Origin of the sequence: Acidobacterium sp. S8 (genome assembly GCF_009765985.1) — a bacterium.
Classification (GTDB): Bacteria; Acidobacteriota; Terriglobia; order Terriglobales; family Acidobacteriaceae; genus Alloacidobacterium.
On the sequence record NZ_LMUM01000024.1, the window covers coordinates 85,835 to 107,001 of the forward strand.

Annotated in this window: 23 protein-coding genes and 1 pseudogene; 9 read left to right on the forward strand and 15 right to left on the reverse strand. The window is 53.5% G+C overall.

The genetic code is table 11. The annotated features are described in order from the left end of the window. Positions 1-305: 305 nt before the first annotated feature. Positions 306-764, reverse strand: a complete 459-nt coding sequence (locus tag GSQ86_RS08925) for a response regulator transcription factor (protein WP_158749613.1) — start codon at positions 762-764, stop codon at positions 306-308. Positions 765-1,159: 395 nt separating this feature from the next. Between GSQ86_RS08925 and GSQ86_RS08930 the strand changes: the two genes are divergently transcribed. Further along, positions 1,160-1,759, forward strand: a complete 600-nt coding sequence (locus GSQ86_RS08930) for a Crp/Fnr family transcriptional regulator (RefSeq protein ID WP_254062263.1) — start codon at positions 1,160-1,162, stop codon at positions 1,757-1,759. Between the two features lie 465 nt (positions 1,760-2,224). Then, positions 2,225-2,458, forward strand: coding sequence for a hypothetical protein (locus tag GSQ86_RS08935; RefSeq protein WP_158749615.1), 234 nt, complete (start codon positions 2,225-2,227; stop codon positions 2,456-2,458). 589 nt (positions 2,459-3,047) lie between these two features. Here the strand turns inward: GSQ86_RS08935 and GSQ86_RS08940 are convergent. The 3 genes from GSQ86_RS08940 to GSQ86_RS22985 form a co-directional block, all read right to left on the reverse strand. Further along, complete coding sequence (locus tag GSQ86_RS08940) at positions 3,048-3,194, reverse strand: hypothetical protein (protein ID WP_158749616.1); 147 nt, start codon at positions 3,192-3,194, stop codon at positions 3,048-3,050. 765 nt (positions 3,195-3,959) lie between these two features. Beyond that, complete coding sequence (locus GSQ86_RS22980) at positions 3,960-4,433, reverse strand: glycoside hydrolase family 15 protein (RefSeq protein WP_371720535.1); 474 nt, start codon at positions 4,431-4,433, stop codon at positions 3,960-3,962. Next, positions 4,384-5,745 (reverse strand): glycoside hydrolase family 15 protein, encoded by a 1,362-nt coding sequence (locus GSQ86_RS22985; protein ID WP_254062248.1) that lies wholly within the window; start codon positions 5,743-5,745, stop codon positions 4,384-4,386. Before GSQ86_RS22985 ends, GSQ86_RS22980 begins: the two co-directional genes overlap by 50 nt. Before the next feature lie 111 nt (positions 5,746-5,856). Here GSQ86_RS22985 and GSQ86_RS22990 point away from each other — a divergent pair, with 111 nt between their 5' ends. Beyond that, positions 5,857-5,973: an SDR family NAD(P)-dependent oxidoreductase gene (locus GSQ86_RS22990; protein ID WP_216841071.1), complete on the forward strand. Its 117-nt coding sequence runs from the start codon at positions 5,857-5,859 to the stop codon at positions 5,971-5,973. A 12-nt stretch (positions 5,974-5,985) separates the two neighbouring features. Continuing rightward, a pseudogene (locus tag GSQ86_RS08950) lies at positions 5,986-6,855 on the forward strand (SDR family oxidoreductase); the annotation flags it as partial. Here the strand turns inward: GSQ86_RS08950 and GSQ86_RS08955 are convergent. The 9 genes from GSQ86_RS08955 to GSQ86_RS23385 form a co-directional block, all read right to left on the reverse strand. Further along, a complete protein-coding gene (locus GSQ86_RS08955) occupies positions 6,852-8,546 on the reverse strand; it encodes a GMC family oxidoreductase (protein WP_254062249.1) in 1,695 nt (564 codons plus the stop codon). The pseudogene GSQ86_RS08950 and the gene GSQ86_RS08955 overlap by 4 nt on opposite strands. Then, complete coding sequence (locus GSQ86_RS08960) at positions 8,546-9,298, reverse strand: gluconate 2-dehydrogenase subunit 3 family protein (RefSeq protein WP_158749617.1); 753 nt, start codon at positions 9,296-9,298, stop codon at positions 8,546-8,548. Before GSQ86_RS08960 ends, GSQ86_RS08955 begins: the two co-directional genes overlap by 1 nt. Then, a complete protein-coding gene (locus GSQ86_RS08965) occupies positions 9,295-10,254 on the reverse strand; it encodes a hypothetical protein (RefSeq protein WP_254062250.1) in 960 nt (319 codons plus the stop codon). Before GSQ86_RS08965 ends, GSQ86_RS08960 begins: the two co-directional genes overlap by 4 nt. Beyond that, positions 10,251-10,559: a cyclase family protein gene (locus tag GSQ86_RS08970; RefSeq protein WP_158749618.1), complete on the reverse strand. Its 309-nt coding sequence runs from the start codon at positions 10,557-10,559 to the stop codon at positions 10,251-10,253. The genes GSQ86_RS08965 and GSQ86_RS08970 overlap by 4 nt, the downstream gene beginning before the upstream one ends. After that, positions 10,556-11,665: an enolase C-terminal domain-like protein gene (locus GSQ86_RS08975; protein ID WP_158749619.1), complete on the reverse strand. Its 1,110-nt coding sequence runs from the start codon at positions 11,663-11,665 to the stop codon at positions 10,556-10,558. The genes GSQ86_RS08970 and GSQ86_RS08975 overlap by 4 nt, the downstream gene beginning before the upstream one ends. A gap of 26 nt (positions 11,666-11,691) precedes the next feature. After that, on the reverse strand, positions 11,692-11,838 hold the full coding sequence (locus GSQ86_RS23370; RefSeq protein ID WP_254062251.1) for a hypothetical protein: 147 nt from the start codon (positions 11,836-11,838) through the stop codon (positions 11,692-11,694). An 84-nt stretch (positions 11,839-11,922) separates the two neighbouring features. After that, on the reverse strand, positions 11,923-12,246 hold the full coding sequence (locus GSQ86_RS23375; protein WP_254062252.1) for a thiamine pyrophosphate-dependent enzyme: 324 nt from the start codon (positions 12,244-12,246) through the stop codon (positions 11,923-11,925). Positions 12,247-12,282: 36 nt separating this feature from the next. Beyond that, the gene (locus GSQ86_RS23380; protein WP_254062253.1) at positions 12,283-12,993 is read right to left on the reverse strand and encodes a hypothetical protein; all 711 of its coding nucleotides are present in this window, start codon (positions 12,991-12,993) and stop codon (positions 12,283-12,285) included. Next, positions 12,975-13,436, reverse strand: a complete 462-nt coding sequence (locus GSQ86_RS23385; RefSeq protein WP_254062254.1) for a thiamine pyrophosphate-binding protein — start codon at positions 13,434-13,436, stop codon at positions 12,975-12,977. Before GSQ86_RS23385 ends, GSQ86_RS23380 begins: the two co-directional genes overlap by 19 nt. A gap of 169 nt (positions 13,437-13,605) precedes the next feature. Between GSQ86_RS23385 and GSQ86_RS08985 the strand changes: the two genes are divergently transcribed. Together GSQ86_RS08985 and GSQ86_RS08990 are read left to right on the forward strand one after the other, a co-directional pair. Then, entirely contained in the window at positions 13,606-14,037 is a 432-nt protein-coding gene (locus GSQ86_RS08985) for a PPC domain-containing DNA-binding protein (RefSeq protein ID WP_158749620.1), read from the forward strand. Positions 14,038-14,085: 48 nt separating this feature from the next. Next, on the forward strand, positions 14,086-14,565 hold the full coding sequence (locus tag GSQ86_RS08990; protein WP_254062255.1) for a hypothetical protein: 480 nt from the start codon (positions 14,086-14,088) through the stop codon (positions 14,563-14,565). Positions 14,566-14,829: 264 nt separating this feature from the next. Here the strand turns inward: GSQ86_RS08990 and GSQ86_RS08995 are convergent, their stop codons facing one another. Continuing rightward, on the reverse strand, positions 14,830-15,789 hold the full coding sequence (locus GSQ86_RS08995) for an aldo/keto reductase (protein WP_254062256.1): 960 nt from the start codon (positions 15,787-15,789) through the stop codon (positions 14,830-14,832). Positions 15,790-15,814: 25 nt separating this feature from the next. Here GSQ86_RS08995 and GSQ86_RS09000 point away from each other — a divergent pair, with 25 nt between their 5' ends. After that, positions 15,815-16,081 (forward strand): DUF892 family protein, encoded by a 267-nt coding sequence (locus tag GSQ86_RS09000; protein WP_158749622.1) that lies wholly within the window; start codon positions 15,815-15,817, stop codon positions 16,079-16,081. A gap of 147 nt (positions 16,082-16,228) precedes the next feature. Here the strand turns inward: GSQ86_RS09000 and GSQ86_RS09005 are convergent, their stop codons facing one another. Continuing rightward, positions 16,229-16,723, reverse strand: a complete 495-nt coding sequence (locus tag GSQ86_RS09005) for a ferritin-like domain-containing protein (protein ID WP_158749623.1) — start codon at positions 16,721-16,723, stop codon at positions 16,229-16,231. A gap of 961 nt (positions 16,724-17,684) precedes the next feature. Here GSQ86_RS09005 and GSQ86_RS09015 point away from each other — a divergent pair. After that, positions 17,685-18,737: a glycosyltransferase family 4 protein gene (locus GSQ86_RS09015; RefSeq protein WP_158749625.1), complete on the forward strand. Its 1,053-nt coding sequence runs from the start codon at positions 17,685-17,687 to the stop codon at positions 18,735-18,737. Positions 18,738-18,852: 115 nt separating this feature from the next. Further along, positions 18,853-21,024 (forward strand): glycogen debranching N-terminal domain-containing protein, encoded by a 2,172-nt coding sequence (locus tag GSQ86_RS09020; protein WP_256366826.1) that lies wholly within the window; start codon positions 18,853-18,855, stop codon positions 21,022-21,024. The last annotated feature ends 143 nt before the right edge of the window (positions 21,025-21,167 follow it).

Below are 21,167 nucleotides of genomic sequence, written 5' to 3' on the forward strand. Positions count from 1 at the left end.
ATGACCGCGACTGGGAGTAGCAGTGAATACGCTCATCGTGAAAAGGCAGACGGAAGTTTTGATTCAATCTGCTTGAGATGTTATAGGACAGCAAGCACCGCAACCAGCGAGGCTGCTTTAGCAAATGGGGAGCGGACGCACTTCTGTTCCGGGGACGAGCCCAGTCATCACCCGCTGAACGACCGGAGGCAGCGTTCCGGCTCACAAGGCACTGACGAAAACAGAACCCCTCAATAGCCGCAAACAAAGAGCAACGGTCGGCAATACGAAAGCCTCATCGAGTGGAGCCGCTCGAGGTATACCGGTTAGCCAAGCTCCGCGGGAATATGACCTGCCAATTCATCACTGACAAACCGCCTGCCCTGAAAGATCACCTCCACGGCAGCTAGTAGATCGATTCGAGCCTTTGTTTTTGCTACGTAGCCCCGCGCGCCTAAGCGAAGAGCTTCTTGTACGACAGCACTAGAAGATTCTTGACTCACGAAGAGTATTTGGGATTCAGGGGAGAGCTTGCGGATTCGTCGAGCCGCTTCGATTCCATTCAGCGTGGGCAACCCTACATCGAACAGAATCAAGTCGGGTTTAAGTTCTTCGGCTTTCTGAACCGCTTCTAGTCCGTCCGATGCCTCGCCGATGACCTGCAATTCCGTTCTCTTCCCCAACGTCGAGCAGACAAATCGGCGAAACGGTTCGTAATCCTCTACTACGAGCACACGGAATGGTGACACGCCTCGGCCGTCGTCAACGCAAGAAATGGTAGCCATGTCTTTACCACCGAAGCAGATGGGCGGACTGCTTCTTGGAGCATTGATGCGAGAGCGTTCAAAGTGAGTTGTCTGCCCGCTCTTGGATCGAGATAGGTGCGGTTGCGCACATACGTTCTCACCTCCGAAGGCGTACAGTTGATACGTCTCGTCTAGCATCTTTCCGCCGTGCCTTCGGGCGTCGGTTCCCTGCAAAAATCAGACAGCGTTTTCGCTTGCAAAGGAGCCTTCATGGCGAAAGATCGTAGTGTCTCTACCAAGGCAATTCCGCCGTCGGCAAGAAAAGGCGGCGATGGGAGGAAATAGGAAATCTCATTCTATCGGCTCTTCCTCAAAAGGAAAGTGCGCAACTCTTTCCCATACTCGAATTCGTCCGCTTGAACCTTCACCATGTGATGCACGAGGCAGGTGAAGTTATCAAATCCACTTGTTTCCTGAACAGCGGGATGGCTTCCGTGCTCACAGTTATGCCGGATGGAAAAAGTGTTGAGGTTGGCTTAATAGGGAAAGAAGGTTTTGTTGGCACGCCGGTCGTCTTCGGATTCAGAACCAGTCCCCTTCGAGTGGTGATTCAGGCCGATGCAACGGGTTACCGGTTGGATGTGACAACTCTGAGGAAATTCTTGGCGGAATGCCCGGAACTGGAAAAACAGATTCAGCGTTTTGCGATGGTCCTGGCGATGCAGTCAACCCAACTTGCTGCCTGCAATCGCTTGCATGAGGTGGAAGAGAGACTAGCCAGATGGCTCATCATGAGCCATGACAGGATTGGCGGCGTGACAATGCCATTGACTCAGGAGTTCTTGGGTCAGATGCTTGGCGCCCGCAGATCGAGTGTCAGTGTGGCAGCCAGTGTCTTGCAGAAGGCAGGAATGATTACGTACACGAGAGGAAACGTGACCATCCTGGATAAACCGAAGCTTACAGAAGCCGCCTGCGAGTGCTACGAGGTCATTCAACGGCAAAAGGCAAACTGGCAGGCGGAAACGAACTAAGCGCAATTGCCTGACTGCGCGGTTTTTCTAGTGCTCTTCGATTCTGACTGATCCGGTCAACACCCTCCTGCGCACACCCCCTTGCGTCGATGCAGCCATTTCCCTATCAAATGTCGCCTAGCCGACAGACGATTTCTTCAAATTCGGATTAGCATAACAATCTTGAAAGGCAGCAATTTCATTCAAACTCAGGGGCAGTCTCCATGAACTCCAGTGGATGTGATAATGGATTTGCACATCGTCGGAATGCAGATGGCACCTTCGATTCCATCTGTCGGTCTTGCTATCAAACCATCAGTTCGGCACCCAGCGAATCAGAACTTGTACACGGAGAAGCAATGCATTCGTGTGCGGAAGTTACTGCTCACAGCAATGGCCACGCTGAATTGCTTCCTTGGTGATTGCCGAACATGACCATCTCTGAAAAGTGAGTCGATATTGCGATGCTCGGGGGAGGTGCGCATCATGATTGATCGCTGCTTCAATTCAGCCTGTAAGAAACGACTTTGCTATCTTCGTGACGGTCGGGTCGTGCGTGTCATCCGAAGTGAAAATGGCCATCTTCACGTAGAGCATTTCTGGCTGTGCGGGCCTTGTTATACGGTGTATGATTTCGCATTTTCCGAAGAGGGCATCCCGTTCCTGAAAGCGCGATTGTCCGATACGTTTGAACACCTGCACGAAATTACCGCTGCATAGCTTACGGAGATTTCATATCGTTTGCTCCATCCGACAACAACTCGACGAAGGCATTGGGACTCTGAAGAGTCGCCTATCCGGTGCATCATCGCGATTAATGAAGCTATTAGGTGTGGACAAAATCGCATTCAATGTCGCCTGCGATGAGTGCATACAGATTCGGAGTGAACTTACGACTATGCGTCTGGAACTCCAGCGCCATCGATCAGATCACGGCTGCTGACTACCGCGCTTCGTCTTCGCCAACCGCCTCCGCTGTACATCCGGTAAGTGTGACGGCCTGAGCGAAGTGCAAATCTTGTTTGTGACTCTCTCATCCGTTGCCATCGCCACGGCTTTCTTCAGCGACACATTCTTCGCCCGTTCGGCATCTGCCATGGAAATGTGAGCAGTGGGAAAGAAGGCATTACGTCAGAAGTCGCTGGCGCTCCTCCGAAGACTTACCGGACGTTCTGGGATTAACTGAATCGCCGGGATGCTGCGATCCGATTTTATCGCCAGATGGAAGGTCGGAGAGCATCCCGGTTACTTCAGGTAACTACTGAGATTGCGGATTCCATATCTTGGTTTGCCAAGCGAAGGCAAAACTTTACTTGTCGCCGGGCCGATCCTCGGAGAAGGCCTTCGCGAATATCTCGATCCATGAGAGAAAAATCGTTACCGCGCAGCCTATTGCTCCCGTGAAGAACATGCCCTCAAGAACGTGGAATCCTATTGGAATAAGTTTGTCTGCCACTAGCCCAGCGAACTCCTCAGAAGTAGATGAGTCTACAGCAGCTTGCCTTACTGGTGTCAATCCGTCTTCATTGTGCCTACTTGGTAACAGCCTTTCTTATGGATGCCTGAGTGATCCTTAGCAATATCCCTGCGTTCTCGATGTGATTCGAAGCGAAGACTTCCGTCAGTCAGCAGTTCTTATACAACTGCTGAACGGTACGTTAGATTTCGGGATTGAAGCCCTTATGTGTGCTTGACCTGCCGGTGAAAGGAAGTGAGCGGAGTTCGCTCGAGGGCGAGCCCTCGTTCGTCTCGCGCAGCTTCGAGGAAATGACGCGACGTTCTCCGCGGTCAGCTCACGACTTCCTGACAATCGCCGTGAGGCCAGATCTCCGGTACGCCGCCACCCGCCTCTGTAAGGTCCGAAAAGAAACTCCTGTCCCGGCGGCTATCAAATCCAAGCTTCTCGTCACCAGGTAGATCGTCTACGGTAGACATACTATCTATGTATGCCGGCAATTGGAACTTGTCAAGTTGCCCTGCGATATTTGTCTCAAGTGATTCGCTGCAATGAAGAGCGATACACGGATAGTTGTTGGTGAAATAAAGTCGTGCCCAGATCGGAAAGAAGCGTCCATGGTCTACCCTCCGAGAATCTCCGTTGTTCCGAGCGCAAAGGAGGACGATAGTAGTCGTTAGAGCGGAGTCGTTGTGCTTGCCGCCATCCTGGGACACAAAGCCAATTTGTGTATGGCTCGATAAAGAAGTGGGTCCGCTTGGGCACCTAACTATGCGCCTGATGAGAAGCCAGTTTCCGGGCTGCATTTATGAGTGCGATATGAGAAAGGGCCTGCGGAAAGTTTCCCATAAACCGTCTTTGCTCGGGGTTGTACTCCTCAGACAGTAACCCTACGTCGTTTCGCTGACTGATCAGCTTTTCGAAGAGCCTTTCTGCATCTAGTAATCGTCCGGCCCCTACGAGATTCTGAACCATCCAAAACGAGCAAGCGATAAAAGCCGATTCGCGATCTTTGCGTGAGCTTGGTGAAAAACGATAAATAAATCCGTCCCGACTGAGTTTCTTCTGGAGGACATCCATTGTGCTCTTTACGCGCTCATCTTTGAAAGATAAAAATCCGAAGATCGGGAGCAACAACACCGAGGCATCCAAGACAGCCGAGTCGAAAGATTGCACAAAGCTGCCGAGCTCACGGTTGAAGCCTCTCCGGCATATCTGACGATGTAAACGGTCGCGTATCGTCTTCCATTCGACAGATTTTTTCCCCTTCTTGCTTTCTACCCCATGATGGAGGGCTAGCCAACTTGCTTTCTACCCCATGATGGAGGGCTAGCCAAGCCATTGCCTTCGAGTAGGTATAGTGCTTTTTTTGATCGCGCTGCTCCCACAGTCCCGATGCGGGAAGGTGGCAAAGAGAAGCTACGCAGTCCGTGAGTTCCGTTTGCAGGTGGAAAAGGCGTTCATCCAGGCGCATTCCCGCCCGTTTCATGCCCACAATTGCGTCCGCCACCTCACCGTAGACATCCAGCTGCATCTGCTCCGATGCGCCATTTCCCATACGCACCGGCTGCGATCTTCGATATCCTTGCAACCATGGAAGCTCGCATTCCGGCAGATGGCGCTCGCCTCGCATCCCGTACATGATCTGTAAGCGTCGCGCGTCGCTCCCAATGGCCTGAAGAAGCCAGTTTTGCCAAGATCGAGCCTCCTCGTAATAGCCAACCGAAAGTAAGGATTCGAGCGTGAACGCCGCATCCCGGAGCCAGCAGTAGCGATAGTCCCAGTTCCGGTCCTCGCCGAAATATTCTGGTAGTGATGTCGTGGGAGCCGCGACGATCCCGCCTGTAGGCCGATACGTGAGAGCCTTGAGCGTAATCAGTGATCGTTCGACGGCATCCTGCCAAGGTCCCTCGTAGGTGTTCGAGGAGCACCAATCTCGCCAAAATTTTTCTGTTTGGTTAAATGCCTTTTGGACATTGATGCGCTTCGGTGGAGGTTCTTGGGCTCCAACATGAGTCAGAACAAAAGTACGATGTTGGCCTTGACTGAGCGTAAATTCGGCAGTTGCAATATCGCCCTTTGTCTCGATCTGTTCCTTGGTTCGCAGATAGGCAAAACCTGGACCGGCGGCGGCCGCCCAGCCATTGCGTTCGCGGGCGCCGGTCCATGGAATGGTGCGTCCATAATCAAAACGGATGCAGAGCTCCATCTGAACCTTTACGCTGCCTTCAAGACATCTCACGATTCGCACAATGTCCGAATGCGTTTCGCGCACGGGCATGAAGTCTGTGAGTAGGAGGACGCCCGCTGCCGTCTCGAAACGGGTCTCTAGAATCAATGTATGCTCGCGATACTGCCGCGTGATTCTTCTGCAACTGTTCTTTGGCGTAATCAGCCATCGGCCATTCTGCTCGGTGCCGATGAGCGCGGCGAAACATGCCGGAGAGGAAAAATCTGGCCAGCACAACCAATCGATCGATCCATTCTTTCCTACCAGCGCTGCTGTCTCGCAATCGCCGATCAGAGCATAATTTTCGATCTCAAGAGCCACGCGCGCCTTCCTCGCTCATCCATCCCCAACACTCCGAAGCGTTAGATGCTATTTCGCTTGGTCCCGCCTGCATCTAACCTGTGGGACCGTATTGTTATGGAGATCAGTAGGATGCTGTCAAATTTCACTGTGGTCATTACGGGAGCGTCAGCGGGGCTGGGACGAGCCATTGCTCATGAATTCGGCAACGCGGGTGCCAGCGTAGGCTTGATCTCGCGTGATCTATAGGCACTCGAAGCAACAGCGGGGGAAGTTGAACGACTCGGAGGCACAGCAGCCACGTATGCAGCCGATGTGAGCGATGACCAGGCTGTCGAGGCTGCTGCAGCATCTTTTGAAGAACGTTTAGGTCCCATCGAAGTTTGGATCAACAACGCGATGGTGTCGGTATTCTCGCCTATCAAAGAAATGGACGCGGCTGAGTTCCGCCGTGTCACCGAGGTAAACTACCTTGGATATGTTCATGGCACGCTCGCCGCTTTAAGGCGAATGCTACCGAGAAATCGCGGCAGAATAATCCAGGTCGGCTCGGCTCTGGCAGTAAGAAGCATCCCTCTGCAGTCCGCTTATTGTGCAACTAAGCATGCCATCGTAGGGTTCACCGATTCGTTACGTTGCGAACTGATTCACGATCGGAGCAATGTAAAGGCGGTCGTAGTTCATATGCCGGCGATGAATACACCTCAGTTCACTTGGGTAAAGAGCCGGCTTCCGAATTTGCCCCAGCCTGTACCTCCGATATACGAACCCGAGGTTGGCGCTCGCGTGATCTTGCGCGCTGCGCTCGCATCTTCGCCCCGGCGGGAGTACTGGGTCGGCGGGTCAACTGTAAAAGCCATCGTAGGACAGAAGTTCTTTCCTGGCTTGCTGGATCTCTATCTTGGAAAGGCGGGTTACAAAGCGCAGCAGCGCGAAGAGCCTGATTCTCCTGACCGGCCAAACAATGTTTGGCATCCGGTCCCGACTACGCTCGGCGCGCATGGGCCATTTGATACGAAGTCACGGACGTTTAGCCTGGAAGCACAAGTGTCGAAGCACCGAGGCTGGTTTGTATTGGGATGTGGTCTTCTGGGCGTCGCCCTTTGCGCTCGAAAATTCCTTAGAAATTAGGCAATACGCGGGTTGCCCTTGAACCGAGTGTAAGGCGGACTCAGATCGTATCGAATCCCAGGTTCATTCAGGTCGCGGCGATTGGAATAAAAAATCGTCTCTCCCTGCTTGATCAAATAGTCCGCGGTTCTTGCGGCAAGGGCCTGTATGGTCAGGCCTGGATTCGCTGAGCCTTGTGTGGGCAGGATGCTTCCATCGCAGACAAACAGGTTCGGGATGTCGTGCGTGCGACCGAACTTATCGACGACCGACGTAGATGGATCGCTTCCCATTCGAGAAGCTCCGACTAGGTGAGCGAAGCGTGATTCCTGAACCACCTGCGTTGCTCCCGCAGCCGCCATGATTTCCATCACCTTGTTTTTCCCAAACTCGATCAGCTTCTTGTCGTTGTCATGCAGATTGAACATGACCTTCGCGACTGGCAGACCGTGTTGATCCTTTTCTTCTGCCAATTCGACTCGATTGTCTTCCCAAGGCAGAATCTCTCCCAAGACTCCTAATGTCGCCCAGTGGTTGTAGTCCATCATGACTTGGCGCATACCCCATCCCCAGGCTCCCATGGCTGCGACCATCTGTTTTGCAAATGCAACCGGTAGTGGTCCCACTGTCTGCACGGCAAAGCCGCGGGCAAAGTCTCGTCCGGGATCGGTCTCGTAAAACTCTTCACTCAGAGCGTGCGCTGGGGGCGCTTTATAAAGACGAATGAGCTCGTCGAATCTCCCGGCTACGACGTTTCCAGCCTGGGCCATGAGATATTTGCCAAGTGTCCCACTCGAATTCGCTAATCCATTACAATGGCCGGGGCATGCAGAGTTTAGGAGTAACCGCGGCGTCTCGATAGCATAGCCCGAAACAATCACTGCGCGGGCTCGCTGGAAGCGCTCTTTCCCTTCGCGATCGAAGTAAACGACCCCATTCACTCGCCCATCGTCGCGCAGACTGATGCGCGAAGCCATCGCATATGCCCGAATCTCTGCGCCGTGGGAGATGGCGTCCGGGACGTGGGTAATCAGTGTGCTGGCTTTGGCTCCGACCTTGCAGCCCTGAAGGCAGAAACCTCGATAGATGCAATGCGGTCTGTCGCCATGCGAAGCAGAAAGAATTGCGACGGGCCCACCTGCGACAGATCGAATACCGAGGTTCGAGCAGCCACGAACTAATACATCGCCAACGCCGCCGAGAGGATGGGGTCCATAGGGATGACCGTGCGGATCGCCCCATGGAAACCAGGCAGGTCCTGCAACAGGAATTTCGCGCTCCAGCAGCTCGTAATAAGGCTTAAGATCCCAGTAGGAGATGGGCCAGTTGGCGCCCACCCCGTCCTCGGAGTAGACCCGGAAATCGGAGGGATGAAAGCGCGGTACGAAGGCAGCCCAGTGAACAGAACCTCCGCCCACTCCCTTGCCGCTGTTGTTCGCACCAAGAGCAAGAGGATGCGTTCCGCCGGTGATACGCAGATCATTCCAATAGAGTTCGTGGGAGCCTTTCTCGTCGCTGACCCAATCTTTCTCCGTGTCCCAGAAGTGGCCTGCTTCCAACGCGACGACACGAAACCCTGCCCGCGCCAAGCGCTGCACCAGCACCCCGCCTGCGCTTCCCACGCCGACGATGCAATAATCCACAATGTCACTCTCTTCGAATCGACGCATTGGCGATGGAAGCGTCTGCATGGGCCCAAGACGATGTGACATCAGTGGCTGCCTCCGTGGCCGTGCAGTGATCCATGTTCAGGAGGAGCGCCCTCTTCATCTGGTTGAGAGACTGAATCGACCGGAGCATTCCACTCATAGCGCTGTTCATCCTTTTCCCAGGGCTCAGGCAGACCGTTCTCTAAACGCATGTATCCCCTCGGATACGCGGGTCCACCGAAACCTATTTCGTCCCACGCCCAGGGATGAGAGTAGTACGCCGTCACGCAGTCTTCCATGAGCATGGCCCAGAAGCGATGTACTGGCATCTTTTGCCACACGGCGTTATCCGGATCAGGCTTTCCGTCATGCAGCGATTTCAAGATCAGCTCTTGTCGATGCACGGTGAGAAGCGGAAAGGATTCTCCAAAGCGCTCTTGCGCCATCTCTTCAATAGCCTTCGCTGCGAGCCGGTATGCCTCCTGATCCGGCGGCATATCCTCATAGCGAAAACCGTTGAGCGAATTCTTATCGAGACGTTCGTCGAGCGCAGGAAGAATGGGGATCGTCCGCCCTTCCGCGCGATCGTCCTGAGGCATCACACGATCGATCACTGCTACAAACAACGCCGCTTCCTTTTCCGAGAAGAACCGAATACCTGACACTTTCTCGACCCGGTCGGTCACCGTCTTCTGCGTCGCTTCGTCCCAGTTCTTCTTCTGGGCCATGCTGCTGTAGCCCTCGTAATAACCCGGTTGTTTGAGGTCTTTGAGCTCGCCGCCTGATGCTCGGAACGGAAAAGATTTTCTTGTCATCTTTTCTCCCTTCGGAGAAGACTGGCCATGAGGCCGAGAAATCCGCAGGCCGCGAACAGGAGCGGGGCGAAGATGGGAGGGCCATAGAGCGTGTTGTAGAGCGGTTTCTTTATGCCCGCTGGCCTCCGAACAATACCGCGCGCATGGTAGTAAAAACCGATACCTCCGTCGGCCAGGGCTAAAGCCGAAACGATCGGCAACACGGTATTCGCAATACGGCGGCTCTTCACCGCTCCCGCAGCTGCGACCATCACCAAAGGTGCCAAAATTACCGGTGTCCACTGAGCCTTATAGCGAAAGTTGGTCTTGTAGTGAGAATAGAGAGCTTCAAAGCCACTGAAAAATGCCCATAAAACCGTTACGGCCGACAAGTGCTTTTGGAACCGTCCGTAACGCAGTTCAGTTCGCCAGTCGGAGCTTCCCGTTTCGACGATCTCATTGAAGCGCTCCCTGAGGCCATGAAGGTCTTCCTCGCGGCGCAGATACGATGCCATTAATCCCAGGTACGCGCTGGTTCCAAACAACAGTGGAGCGAAGATCGGCGGTCCCATCACGCTGTTCGTCACGGGGAGACTCCAGCCTCCAGGTTTTCGTGCCACGCCGCGAACGTGGAAGAAGAATCCAATGATGCCATCCGCGAGCGTCGCAACGCTGACCCAACGAAGAACGGTACGGGCTGCTCTTCGATTGAAAGCTCCTAAGAGGCTGGCCCCCGCAAGGGCGCTACTCAGAACTACAGGTGTATACATAACCGGATTACTGTAGCTTCCTTTGTAATGCTCATATCCGACTTCGAGGCCGCTGGCTACACTGGTCGTGGCGACGATCAGGCAGAGGCTGCGCTGAAAACAGCCCTCCCGCAAATGTTCGAGAACCGTAACGGCAACGTTGGATATGGGAGCGGGCAGATTTCGATCGGCACTCCATTCGAGCGCCCCGGTCAGGACAAACGTCATGCCATCTCTCTCTCATCCCAGGCGACGGCGCGTGTCCATGCCCCACCCGTGCCGTGGACTAAAACTGAAGATAATGCGGAATGCCGCGAACGCCCGTCCAGCATCGCTTCCGGCACGCGAATATCTTCATCTGGAAACAAATGAAACGGTGCGTCGACGTGCCTGGCGGTGTGGGTTATCATTTCCAACCGTTCGACATTCGCCGATTCAATAGCAGTGAGATGCGGAATCGTCATTGTAGTCGGCCGGAACGCCGGCCACTGCGGTACCTTATTGAAGATGGGCTGGCTGAAGTCGTAAATCATTGACTTCTCCAGCTAAGGAACTGCTTCGCGTCGGAATGCTTGAAGATCAGTCCCATGCCGGGTCGGGATCGATCAGGCTTCAACTCACCGTCCTTGGCCGGAATGAAACCATCGAAGAGCATCGCCTCGATCCGCGCGTGATCATGGAAATATTCGACGTGCCGGAAGGCGGAGACGACGCAACCCACATGCATGTGAAGGGAGGGCGCGCAGTGCGCGGAGATGGGAATGCCAAAACTTGCTGCAATAGCAGCTCCTTCCAGAAAGCCGGTGAAGCCTTTGCAGCGGGTCGCGTCCAGTTGCAGGACATCCACTGCTTGTCCCTCGATCATGTGCCGAAAATAGAAAGAGTCGTAGCCATACTCCCCGGCTGCAATCTCGATGGCACCGGGGGCGCGGTCGCGCACGCGGCGGAGGCCATCGAGATCATCGGAGCTGACAGGCTCTTCAAACCATGTGACATCAAGCGCTGCGAATTTGTCCGCAAAGGCGATGGCTTGTCGCACGTCGTAAGCACCATTCGCATCCACAAATAGATTCGTGGATGGCCCGATGGCATCGCGAGCCGATTGAACTCTAGCCACATCCACATTCGGCTCTGCGCCGACCTTCATCTTTACGCTCTTCAGACCTTCTGCAACCCACCCCGACAGTTGTGCCGCCAGTTGGTGGTGACTGTAGGTAGTAAATCCTCCACTCCCGTATGCAGACACACTCACTTGAGCGGTACCAAAGAGATCGAGGAGGGAGGAGCCGAGCAGCTTGGCTTTGAGGTCCCAGAGAGCGACATCAAGGCCTGAGATCGCCATGGATGCAATCCCGCGGCTGCCGTCGTTCCGTATCTGTCGGAGCATGCTTGTGTGGAGACTGGGAATATGGATCGGCGATCGCTGCAGCAAGCACTTACGTGCCAGATAATCGGCCACGAATGCGGTGGCTTGATTGCCGTAGCTGTACCCAAATCCGACCTCGCCCCCTGCATGAATTTCGCAAATGATGAGCGTCGTGGAATCCCATTGCAACGTACCATCGCCTTCAGGAGCATCGGTCGGTATCGTATAGGCGGAAACGTTCACCCTTCCCACGGAAATGTCCGACGGCTTCATCTCTGCGGTACCCCCTAATCACGCGGTTATACCAGCTCGCGGACCTTATCATGTGCATTCGTCAGCGCGATCTTCATACGGTTTGGCTCGCCGCGCACGAGAGCCTCTGCTAATTTCAGAGCCTGGCCTGCCTTGATCTTTGCCGGCATGGGAGGAGTGAATTCGTCGACCACCGCCTCGATCAGTACCGGACCTGGGCGTCCAACTACACTATCGATTTGGCTACCGCACGTAGCGGGATCTTCGATCTGAATGGCTTAGAGTCCGGCACCCCGTGCTATGGTCACAAAGTCGGCAGGATACAGATCGCAGGCGTATTCAGGATTTCCGAGGAAGACCATCTGTTCCCATTTGATCTGCCCAAGTGTGTTGTCTTTGATCACGATGATTTTGATGTTCAGCTTGTAGGCAGCAACAGTGATCAACTCGCCCAGCAGCATACTCAAGCCACCATCGCCAATGATGCAGAAGACCGGCCGATCCGGATATGCGACCGCCGCCGCAATGGCGTAAGGCAAGCCACAAGCCATGGTGGCAAGGTTTCCCGAGCAACTATGCTTTTGGCCGCGCAACGCAGGCACGTAACGCGCCCACCAGGTCGTAATCGTACCTGAATCTTAGGTCACAATCGCATTCGATGGAATACGCTTGCCTAACTCCCAGCCTACGACCTGCGGCTTCATCGGCTTATCCGGTCGCGTCCCACGCTCTTCCATGAGCTTCTGCCACTCGGCCTTGGCCTTCTGAGCTTTTTCAAGAAAACCCTTGTCATGCTTTTCGAGCAGTGGAAGCAGCGCGCGAATCGTGTTTTTTGCGTCTCCAATGAGGCCGACATCAGCGGGATGGCGAAGACTAATGCGCTGAGGATCGATATCGATCTGCACACATTTGACCGATCCAGGCTCGGGAAGAAATTCGATATATGGGAAAGATGTTCCCACCATAAGAAGCGTGTCGCATCCTTCAATGGCATCCTGCGAAGGTTCGGTCCCCAGCAAGCCGATCCCACCGGTGGTGTAAGGGCTGTCATCCGGAACAGCAGCTTTACCCAGGAGAGCCTTGATGATTGGGGCGCCGAGCATTTCTGCCAGCTCTTCCAGTTCCAGGGTGGCGTGCAATCCGCCTTGACCGGTTAATATGGCGATCTTCTTTCCACGATTGAGAATATCCGCGGCATGCACCAACTCGATGCGAGCGGGAAGCTGGTCGAAGTATGCTGGAATCGCCGAGGTGTGGTGTATCGGGTTCCTCTCCGAGCGTCCCTTCTTGATCTCCTGAACCTGTACGTCCACGGGAATGGTGATATGAGCTACGCCACGGGATGCCAAGGCCCGCGGATCGCCAGATCGGCCACGCTTTCCATATGCGCTCCGCTCATGATTCGCTCGTTATAAACTGCGACATCGATGAAAAGCTTATCTAAAGCTACATCCTGTTGAGTAAAGGTCCCAATCAGATCACTATGCTGCAGACCTGTAATAGCAAGCACCGGCGCATGGTCCAACTTCGCATCGTACAAGCCATTCAGGAGGTGAATGCCTCCCGGGCCGGATGTCGCGATACACACCCCCAGCTTACCGGTGAACTTCGCGTAGGCACAGGCCATGAAAGCCGCAGCCTCCTCATGCCGCACATGAATAAACCGTATCCGTTCCTTCTGCTTGCGAAGGGCTTCGAAGACCCCATTGATGCCGTCGCCCGGCAGACCGAATATGGTGTCGACCCCCCACGCGAGCAGTCGTTCTACGAGTATGTCCGATGCGTCAGTCATACATATGTATCTCCGAGACAGGCTAGTCCCTATTTGGCTGGACAGACGATTGGACGCGCGTTTGGTCAGGCGGGTTTCATGAGGAGATAAATGAGGCGATCAAACAACGCCGCTTTCGATGAGACTCAACGTATTTCGCTTCATTGGCATCCAAGATCAAGAGGATGCCATGCGTTCCAAACAGATTGCTGAAAATCCCAGGACTTTAATCGTCATCCTAGACACGGGAGACGAAATTCTCTCCTCTCTCAAGTTAGTCGCTCAAACTGAACAGCTGGCTGGCAGTAGTTTCAAGGCAATCGGCGCCCTCAGCGGTGTCGAATTGGGTTGGTTCAATTGGGAGACCAAGAAGTATCAAACCGCGATCAAGCTACAGGAACAGGTCGAGCTACTCTCTCTTATTGGAGACATCGCGCTGAAAGATGATAAGCCACAGATTCATGCCCATCTGGTCATCGGGCGCAAAGACGGAACCGCCCACGGAGGTCACCTTCTAAGCGCGAAGGTTCGTCCGACCTGCGAGATCATCATCACCGAAAGTCCAAAACATCTTCAGAAAGAAATTAATCCTGAATCCGGCATTGCTCTCATCCGCCTGTGAGCGGAGCTCAAAAGGGCTGCCAAAGATCCGAAGTATAAGGAATTGTTCATGGGAATCAAAGAGCTAATCGGGATAGAATCGGAACGCAAAATCCGGTACGCGATCGTGGGGCTCGGCGATATTGCTCAGGAAGACATGATGCCAGGAGTTGAACACACGGGCAATTCCGAGATCTCTGCGCTCATTACTTCAGATCCAGTTAAGGCTGATGAACTCGGGAAGAAGTATGGTGTTGCAGCGGTCTTCGGCTACGAGAATTTCAGGAAGCGCTCACTTCTGGAATCTTCGACGCGATTTGGCGGAGAGCTCAAGTACTTCTCCGAATGCATCCTCAATAACGAAAATCCAGAACCGGAATGGAGAAGAAGGCTTCGCCGATGTCCGGGTCCTAGAAGGGATTATTGCAGCGCTAGAAAGTGGAAAATCTTCAGCATTAGCTCCATTGACACGGTCACCGCGAATCAACACGGAGCGTCAGAAGACCACTTTACGGGCTGCTTCGACTCCCGAACTCGTTCATGCCGGTAGTCCCGGCAGAGGCGCGGAAAAGAAGCCTAAGAATTGACCGTAAGCGTTGCGCCTTAAGGAGGCAAAGCTATGCCATTTCCTCAGATTCGATGCGAGTGCCCTCAAGCATTCCGCAAAAGTCCAAGATAAGAGCGGAAAACGCGCGTATTACACGTCGTGAAATCTTTTGGCAAAGCAGTGGTTCAGCGCTTCCAATGGCGAAGGATTTCTCCCGGCAATGGTTGATTTAAAATCTGGTCTACTTCGGCTGCCCTGCCAGGTGACTCACCCTGGCAGTTGCGGAGCCAGCTTTTGAACGGCCGGACTGTCGGAGCCTAACCAGTCCGGATGCCGGGCGGTGGTATCAAAGTGGGCCGTCGTCTTGAAGAGTTCGTACTTTCCACTTAGTGCAGCCTCCTGGGTTTTCGAGACTAACTCTGCCACAGCACTTTCATCCATAAGTTTGAATGATTTGACGGAAGCGAAAGCCTGATCCAACAATTGCTGGTTGTTGATTCCGGTAATGAGTACCGACAGAGGGAGATTCAATGAATAATGCAGGCAATCCATCGGCTGAACAACGCCGGACTTGAGAATGACTCCGCTCCCGAAGCACTTCATCCCCAACACTCCAATCTGCTGTTTCACAGCCCGGGGGACCACTAGCTGCGAGAAGCTGCGAAAATGCGCATCCATAATGTTGAGCGGCATTTGAACGGTGTCGAAACGGAAGCCGTGTTTCTGGGCGACGTCCATCATATACAGATGAATATGTGGATCTTTATGCCCTGTGAAGCCGATGAATCGAATCTTGCCCTCTTGCTTGGCTGCCAATACGGCTTCCATGGACCCGCCTTCGCTAAAGATACGATCGGGATCGTCATACCGCAGCACCTCGTGATGCTGCAGCAAATCGATGTGATCCACTTTGAGCCTTTTCAGTGATTCATCAATCTGGCTCGTCGCCACTTCCTTTGTGCGCCCGTCTATCTTGGTCATGACGAAGGCCTTCTGTCCGTAGCCGCCCTGGGATAGCGCTTTTCCTACCCGTTCTTCGCTTCGTCCCTCGTTGTAATCCCACGAGTTGTCCAGAAAATTGATGCCACGATCCAAACCCTCATGGATGAGTCGCACAGCGTCATCTTCGGTAACACTAGCTTGCCCCAGATGTGAGCCACCCAGCCCAATGACAGAGACCTGAACACCGGTCGAGCCCAGGTCGCGATAGAGCATTTCACCACGCATCGTGCCCGCGGTTGAAACTCGCGGAATGCGACTGGCAGCAGCTTCGGATGAAGATTCGGACACGATCAAAGATGTGACCGATCCTACCATTCGCAATATCGCTCTCATCGGTGCGGCGCAGCAAGTGGAACATCACGAGATCGCTGTCTACGGAACATTGCGGCATTGGGCCGAAATCCTTGGCCTAAAGGAAGATATCACCGTCCTCGAATCGATTGAGAAAGAGGAAGAAAATGCCGACCAGCTTCTCACGGAAATATCGGGTCGGGTAAATACACAGGCAGCAGCCTGATTACATTATGACAATTGTATTTTCAGAAAGCCTGCAATCTCAGAGCGTGAGATTGCAGGCTTTTTCGTGAACATAATTTAATCTCAACGCTGCCAAGTATCGACGTTAGTTAAAGAGCGGTTCCGTCACCATCCAAGCTTAGATGAATCAACCTTGTTGTTTGGCTTGAGCATTGACCTGCTTCGAAGCTTCGGTTAACGTCCTATCGGCATTTTTCTCTTCTGCCAACGTCTCATCGAGCAGAGCGGCCACTTCTTTCTGTCCGAGCAACTTGGCAAAGTCCCGAGCCGAGCCATAGCCTGCCATCTCATAGTGCTCCACTCGCTGGCAGGCGGAAATCAGAGCGGCATCTCGGACGAGGCCCTTTTTGGTGTCTTCTAATACCTCGGAGCCTTCTTCAAGCACGCCTTTCATACCGACACATGCCTTTCCAGTCATCTTCTTACCGAGGATTTCACCGATTTTCTCCAGCCGTATCACTTGGCCTTTAGTCTCTTCAAGATGATTCGCGAGACCTTGTTGCAGCTCCGGTGTCGAAACAGCCTTGATGATTTTGGGCAAGGCTCGAACAATCTGTTTTTCTGCGGAATATAGATCCTTCAACTCGTCTATCAGTAGCTCTTCTAAAGTTCCAATGCTCATTTTTCACCTTCCGTTTGATGAGATATGGAGCGAGCCGTAATAGTTGTACTGACAGCAAGTCGCGATGCGATTGAATTACCTACGTCTACTTCAATCTCTTAGAACTCGATGCTGATCTCTGAATTGTGCTCTGATGAGTGGCACAACATAGCAACTCATCCCCAATAACAGTCGTTAGCCAACCACATACTATTCGCCATTTGGCCAATACGTAGTCGACAAATGGCGTCCCTCAGTTCTGGGAAACGTCAGCTTCGGTTACGTCAGGCTTCCAGTGGTACAGCTCACGGACCTGAGAAGTTCCAACAATTCCATATGACCGTCACCGAAAACGTGGCTGTTCAATGTTTTCCGAAGGTTGGCGACCCTATTTGCCTAGACCGCATTTTTGACTTCCGAAATCAGTGAACCAACTGGATTGGTAACAGCCTGTGTGGTGATTGATAATATTGATTCGCCTCGTCGATACATCAGGTAAGCCGCAATCACCCCAGAAGCTATCGTCGCAAAAAAGATCAGTTTTCTTAGGACTCTATGTTCTGAATGGACTTCTGTCACCATAAAAGACTCCTCGTAGACTTTCTTTAATCTAGATGCAGATTCACCCCGTAAAGACACGAGGTCCTATGCGTCTAATTAAATCGTAATACGGCATATCGCAGTGGTCACTCTTCTACACAAGCCAATCTAAATCTGATTTTTAACGTCACCCGACAGCTTGCAGCTCATCCGTCGGTGAGTGGAGTCGGGGTGGATCTTTGGTGAGCCCTTCGCATTAAATTTTCCTGCGGGATATCCCCAACGGAAATTTTCCACTGAACTTAAGCGACGCTCCTTACAATCGACTTTTGATTCATATGAGATGCACTGATGGCAGCTGCGATTGAGGGGTAGCAGACCTTTTTGACTCATTGACGCATCTATATGGCCAAGAGCGGCTTCCAGGATCTTGGAGCACGATATGCGCATCGGACTAATCGCCTCCCCCTTTATCTCCGTTCCGCCCACCGCTTATGGCGGAACAGAATTATTTGTTGCGAATCTTGCTGAGAGCCTCAGACGCCTGAATGTGGACGTGACTGTATACGCGAACGGCGACTCTACGGTGAAAGCCGATCTGCGCTGGGTATATCCAAATCAGGATTGGCCCCTCGCCGCAGAGATGTCGGGCTTGACGAAGGATCTTGATCACACCTCATGGTCGATTAAGGATGCGGCGGGAAGCTGCGACCTTGTGCATGTGAGTAATGCTCTGGCTGTTCCCTTCTCTCGTTTTAGCCCGTTGCCGTTCGTTTGTACTTTGCATCATCCGTGCGAACCCTCCATCACCGACTTATATGAGCGATATAAAAATGTTACTTACGTTTCGATTAGTCATCACCAAGCATCCGTGCATCCGACTTTAACCCCTGAGATGATCCACCACGGATTGGATCTTTCGCGCTACCGCTTTTCCGCGGAGAAGGACCCCTACGTTTGTTTCCTGGGACGGATATGCCCAATTAAGGGAACGCATAATGCGATTGCGATTGCCAAAAAGCTGGGTATGCCGTTGAAGATTGCCGGAGAGGTGCAGCCCATTTTCCAAAGCTATTATGACGGTCAGGTGCGCCCCCAGGTGGACGGGCGAAATGTCGAGTTTCTGGGCGAGGCGGACTTTTCGATGAAAAATGATTTGTTGAGCCGAGCGACTGCGTTGTTGTTCCCGATCGAATGGGAAGAGCCATTTGGCTTGGTGATAATCGAAGCGATGGCCTGTGGCACACCGGTCATTGCCTTTCCTGGAGGCGCAGTCGAGGAGATAGTAGCCGACGGCATCTCTGGCGCCGTCTGTCAGAATGTAAAAGATGCCGTCAGGGCGCTGACAATAGACCGCTTCGATGCGCGGATCGTACGGGCCTATGCCGAACAGCACTTCTCCGCGGTAGCCATGGCGCGCCAGTATCACCAACTTTACATGAGCATACTCAGCGGGGGGCTTGCCCCCGTTGGAAGAGACGAGGAAGCTGCTTGAGTGATTCCGCAACGCACACGTTTTCGGTTAATTATATTGATCCGCCGACCGAGCCAAAGGTGGCTTATCCAGAGCCTCCGCTGAGTTCCGCCGGCATCCTGGCGCTTATCCACGGATCAACCTTTTTTGCAGCTACAGAAGAAGGCGCCCTGGTACCGCCAGGTTCGCCAAACATCGGCCTTTTTATGAGGACACCCGCTTCCTAAGCCACTATGAGCTGCGCACCAATGGACAACCGCCAGCTCTGCTATCTTGCACCAACACGGGCGCTGACCTTGCGCAGGTGGGAATGACAGTACGCGGCGGTGCAGTGCCGGGCACCGACCTGGATTTACCCATCAACACAATTTTTATAGAACGGGAATTCCTGTTGGGGCACGATCGGCTGTTTGACACTCTGACATTTCAGAACTTCCATCACACGAACGTAAAGATGACGGTTGAGCTGCTTTTCTCTGCCGATTTCATGGATATCTTTCAGGTGCGAGGATTACTGCGGGGCAAAAGCGGGCGATATACTCGGCCGTTGGTGGCGGATGCCCGCGTCCGCTTGCGCTACGAAGGATTGGATGACCGAATCCGATTTACCGAGATCGGATTTACCCCACAGCCGCAGTTACTGGAGGCGTCTCACGCGCAATGGGAGCTAGACCTTCCACCGCACGAGCAGGTTTGCCTAATTGTGACAGTGGCGATGGCAATCACCTCTTTTAGTGAAAATGGGGTTTCCAGTTTTAAGGAGGCCCCGGCTGCCGCTCGGGAAGAAGAGCGGCAGCGATCTCGCACACGCCACGCGGAGTGGAAAGAGCGATGCACCCGGGTCTACTCAGATAATAAGATTTTCGACTCCCTGCTTGAGACCTCGGTAGAAGACTTTTTCGCACTGCGCATCCGAGAGAGCCAGGGCGTTGCGGTGGCGGCGGGCGTACCGTGGTTCGCGGCTCTATTTGGGCGCGACTCTCTCATCAGCAGCTACCAGACGCTATTGCTTGATTCGGACCTGGCCCGAGATACCCTGCGTGTCCTCGCCAGTTATCAGGGCACGACTGAAAATGATGAGCGAGACGAAGACCCGGGAAAAATCCTGCACGAGCGGCGTTCGGGAGAGATGACCGCTACGAATGAGGTGGCATTTGGCAGATCATATGGCTCGGTCGATGCTACTCCATTATTTCTGATCCTGCTGCATGAGTATTTTTGTTGGACAGCGGACTCGGAGCTGATTTTGGCATTGAAGGACGCATTGAAGGCAGCAACGCGCTGGCTTCTCCAGTACGGCGATCTGGACGGCGATGGCCTGATCGAGTACTGCCGGCGGAATCCAAAAGGTCTGTTTAATCAAGGATGGAAAGACTCAGGCGACGCGAATCGCCATAGTGATGGACGCATCGCTCAGCCACCGATCGCCCTTGTAGAAGTGCAGGGATACGCGGTGCGCGGTCTTGCAGGCGCGGCGGAGTTGCTTACAATGTTAGGCGAACCCACGCTGGCGCTCGAGGCAATGAAGCGCTCGGAGCAACTGCGCGAGTTGATCGAGCAGCGATTCTGGCTGGAAAATCGAAGTTATTATGCAATGGCTCTGGACAAGGATAAAAGTGAGCTCCGAGTAGATGGTTCAAATCCGGGACACTTATTGTTTTGCGGTGCGATCAGTCTAGAACGTGGGCGCCAAGTGACGGCGAAACTCATGAGCAATGAATTGTTTTCGGGCTGGGGAATTCGCACGCTTTCTTCCGCAGAGAAGTACTACAACCCGATGAGTTACCACTGCGGTTCTGTTTGGCCGCACGACACGTCGATGATTGGTTATGGGATGGCCCGCTACGGACTTCATTACGAGGCATCAGTATTGTTTCAGACGCTGTATGATGCAGCCCTACGCTATCGTCGATACCGGCTGCCAGAGCTAATGTGCGGTATTGGGCGGCAACTCAGCGGCGAGCCAGTGCACTACCCCGTTTCTTGCTCGCCTCAGGCCTGGGCTTCGGGCGCGCCATTTCTGTTACTCGCGGGGCTGCTCGGTCTGCGGCCTCGGGCTCAGGCGGGAGAGTTGGTGATCGACCATCCGCACTTACCTCCGTTTCTACAGTGGCTGCGGATTGATGATCTGAGGATTGGGTCCACCCGGCTTTCACTCGAGTTTACGCGCCAAGGCACGCAGACGCGTTGGGATGTGGTTAACGTTCTAGGAGAGGGGTTGCGAGTAGTGAGTAATGGGTCATCGATCTCGGCAGTGACGCCGACATGCTTCAAAGGCCCCCAAACTTCCCTAATGACCTATCGTTGAACGATCGGAGCGTAGTGGAAGAAGAAGAGCAGCACGATCGTCAATGCGGCCACGAAGAAAAATGAATAGCCCCATCACGATTCTGCCGATCTTTTCGGATTCTCATCATTTTTTTTAAGCCATTAACATCAGTTTGTCCATTC

What these genes read in the sequence shown, in the direction of transcription:
- GSQ86_RS08930 (WP_254062263.1), top strand. Translation starts at nt 1,160, where the DNA reads ATGCACGAGGCAGGTGAAGTTATCAAATCCACTTGTTTCCTGAACAGC.
- GSQ86_RS08990 (WP_254062255.1), top strand. Translation starts at nt 14,086, where the DNA reads ATGGGAATCAAAGAGCTAATCGGGATAGAATCGGAACGCAAAATCCGG.
- GSQ86_RS09000 (WP_158749622.1), top strand. Translation starts at nt 15,815, where the DNA reads ATGCGACTGGCAGCAGCTTCGGATGAAGATTCGGACACGATCAAAGAT.
- GSQ86_RS08970 (WP_158749618.1), bottom strand. Translation starts at nt 10,559, where the DNA reads ATGATTTACGACTTCAGCCAGCCCATCTTCAATAAGGTACCGCAGTGG.
- GSQ86_RS22990 (WP_216841071.1), top strand. Translation starts at nt 5,857, where the DNA reads ATGCTGTCAAATTTCACTGTGGTCATTACGGGAGCGTCAGCGGGGCTG.
- GSQ86_RS08955 (WP_254062249.1), bottom strand. Translation starts at nt 8,546, where the DNA reads ATGTCACATCGTCTTGGGCCCATGCAGACGCTTCCATCGCCAATGCGT.
- GSQ86_RS08925 (WP_158749613.1), bottom strand. Translation starts at nt 764, where the DNA reads ATGGCTACCATTTCTTGCGTTGACGACGGCCGAGGCGTGTCACCATTC.
- GSQ86_RS09015 (WP_158749625.1), top strand. Translation starts at nt 17,685, where the DNA reads ATGCGCATCGGACTAATCGCCTCCCCCTTTATCTCCGTTCCGCCCACC.
- GSQ86_RS08965 (WP_254062250.1), bottom strand. Translation starts at nt 10,254, where the DNA reads ATGACGTTTGTCCTGACCGGGGCGCTCGAATGGAGTGCCGATCGAAAT.
- GSQ86_RS08995 (WP_254062256.1), bottom strand. Translation starts at nt 15,789, where the DNA reads ATGCGTGGTGAAATGCTCTATCGCGACCTGGGCTCGACCGGTGTTCAG.
- GSQ86_RS08960 (WP_158749617.1), bottom strand. Translation starts at nt 9,298, where the DNA reads ATGACAAGAAAATCTTTTCCGTTCCGAGCATCAGGCGGCGAGCTCAAA.
- GSQ86_RS08975 (WP_158749619.1), bottom strand. Translation starts at nt 11,665, where the DNA reads ATGAAGCCGTCGGACATTTCCGTGGGAAGGGTGAACGTTTCCGCCTAT.
- GSQ86_RS08985 (WP_158749620.1), top strand. Translation starts at nt 13,606, where the DNA reads ATGCGTTCCAAACAGATTGCTGAAAATCCCAGGACTTTAATCGTCATC.
- GSQ86_RS08935 (WP_158749615.1), top strand. Translation starts at nt 2,225, where the DNA reads ATGATTGATCGCTGCTTCAATTCAGCCTGTAAGAAACGACTTTGCTAT.
- GSQ86_RS23385 (WP_254062254.1), bottom strand. Translation starts at nt 13,436, where the DNA reads ATGACTGACGCATCGGACATACTCGTAGAACGACTGCTCGCGTGGGGG.
- GSQ86_RS09005 (WP_158749623.1), bottom strand. Translation starts at nt 16,723, where the DNA reads ATGAGCATTGGAACTTTAGAAGAGCTACTGATAGACGAGTTGAAGGAT.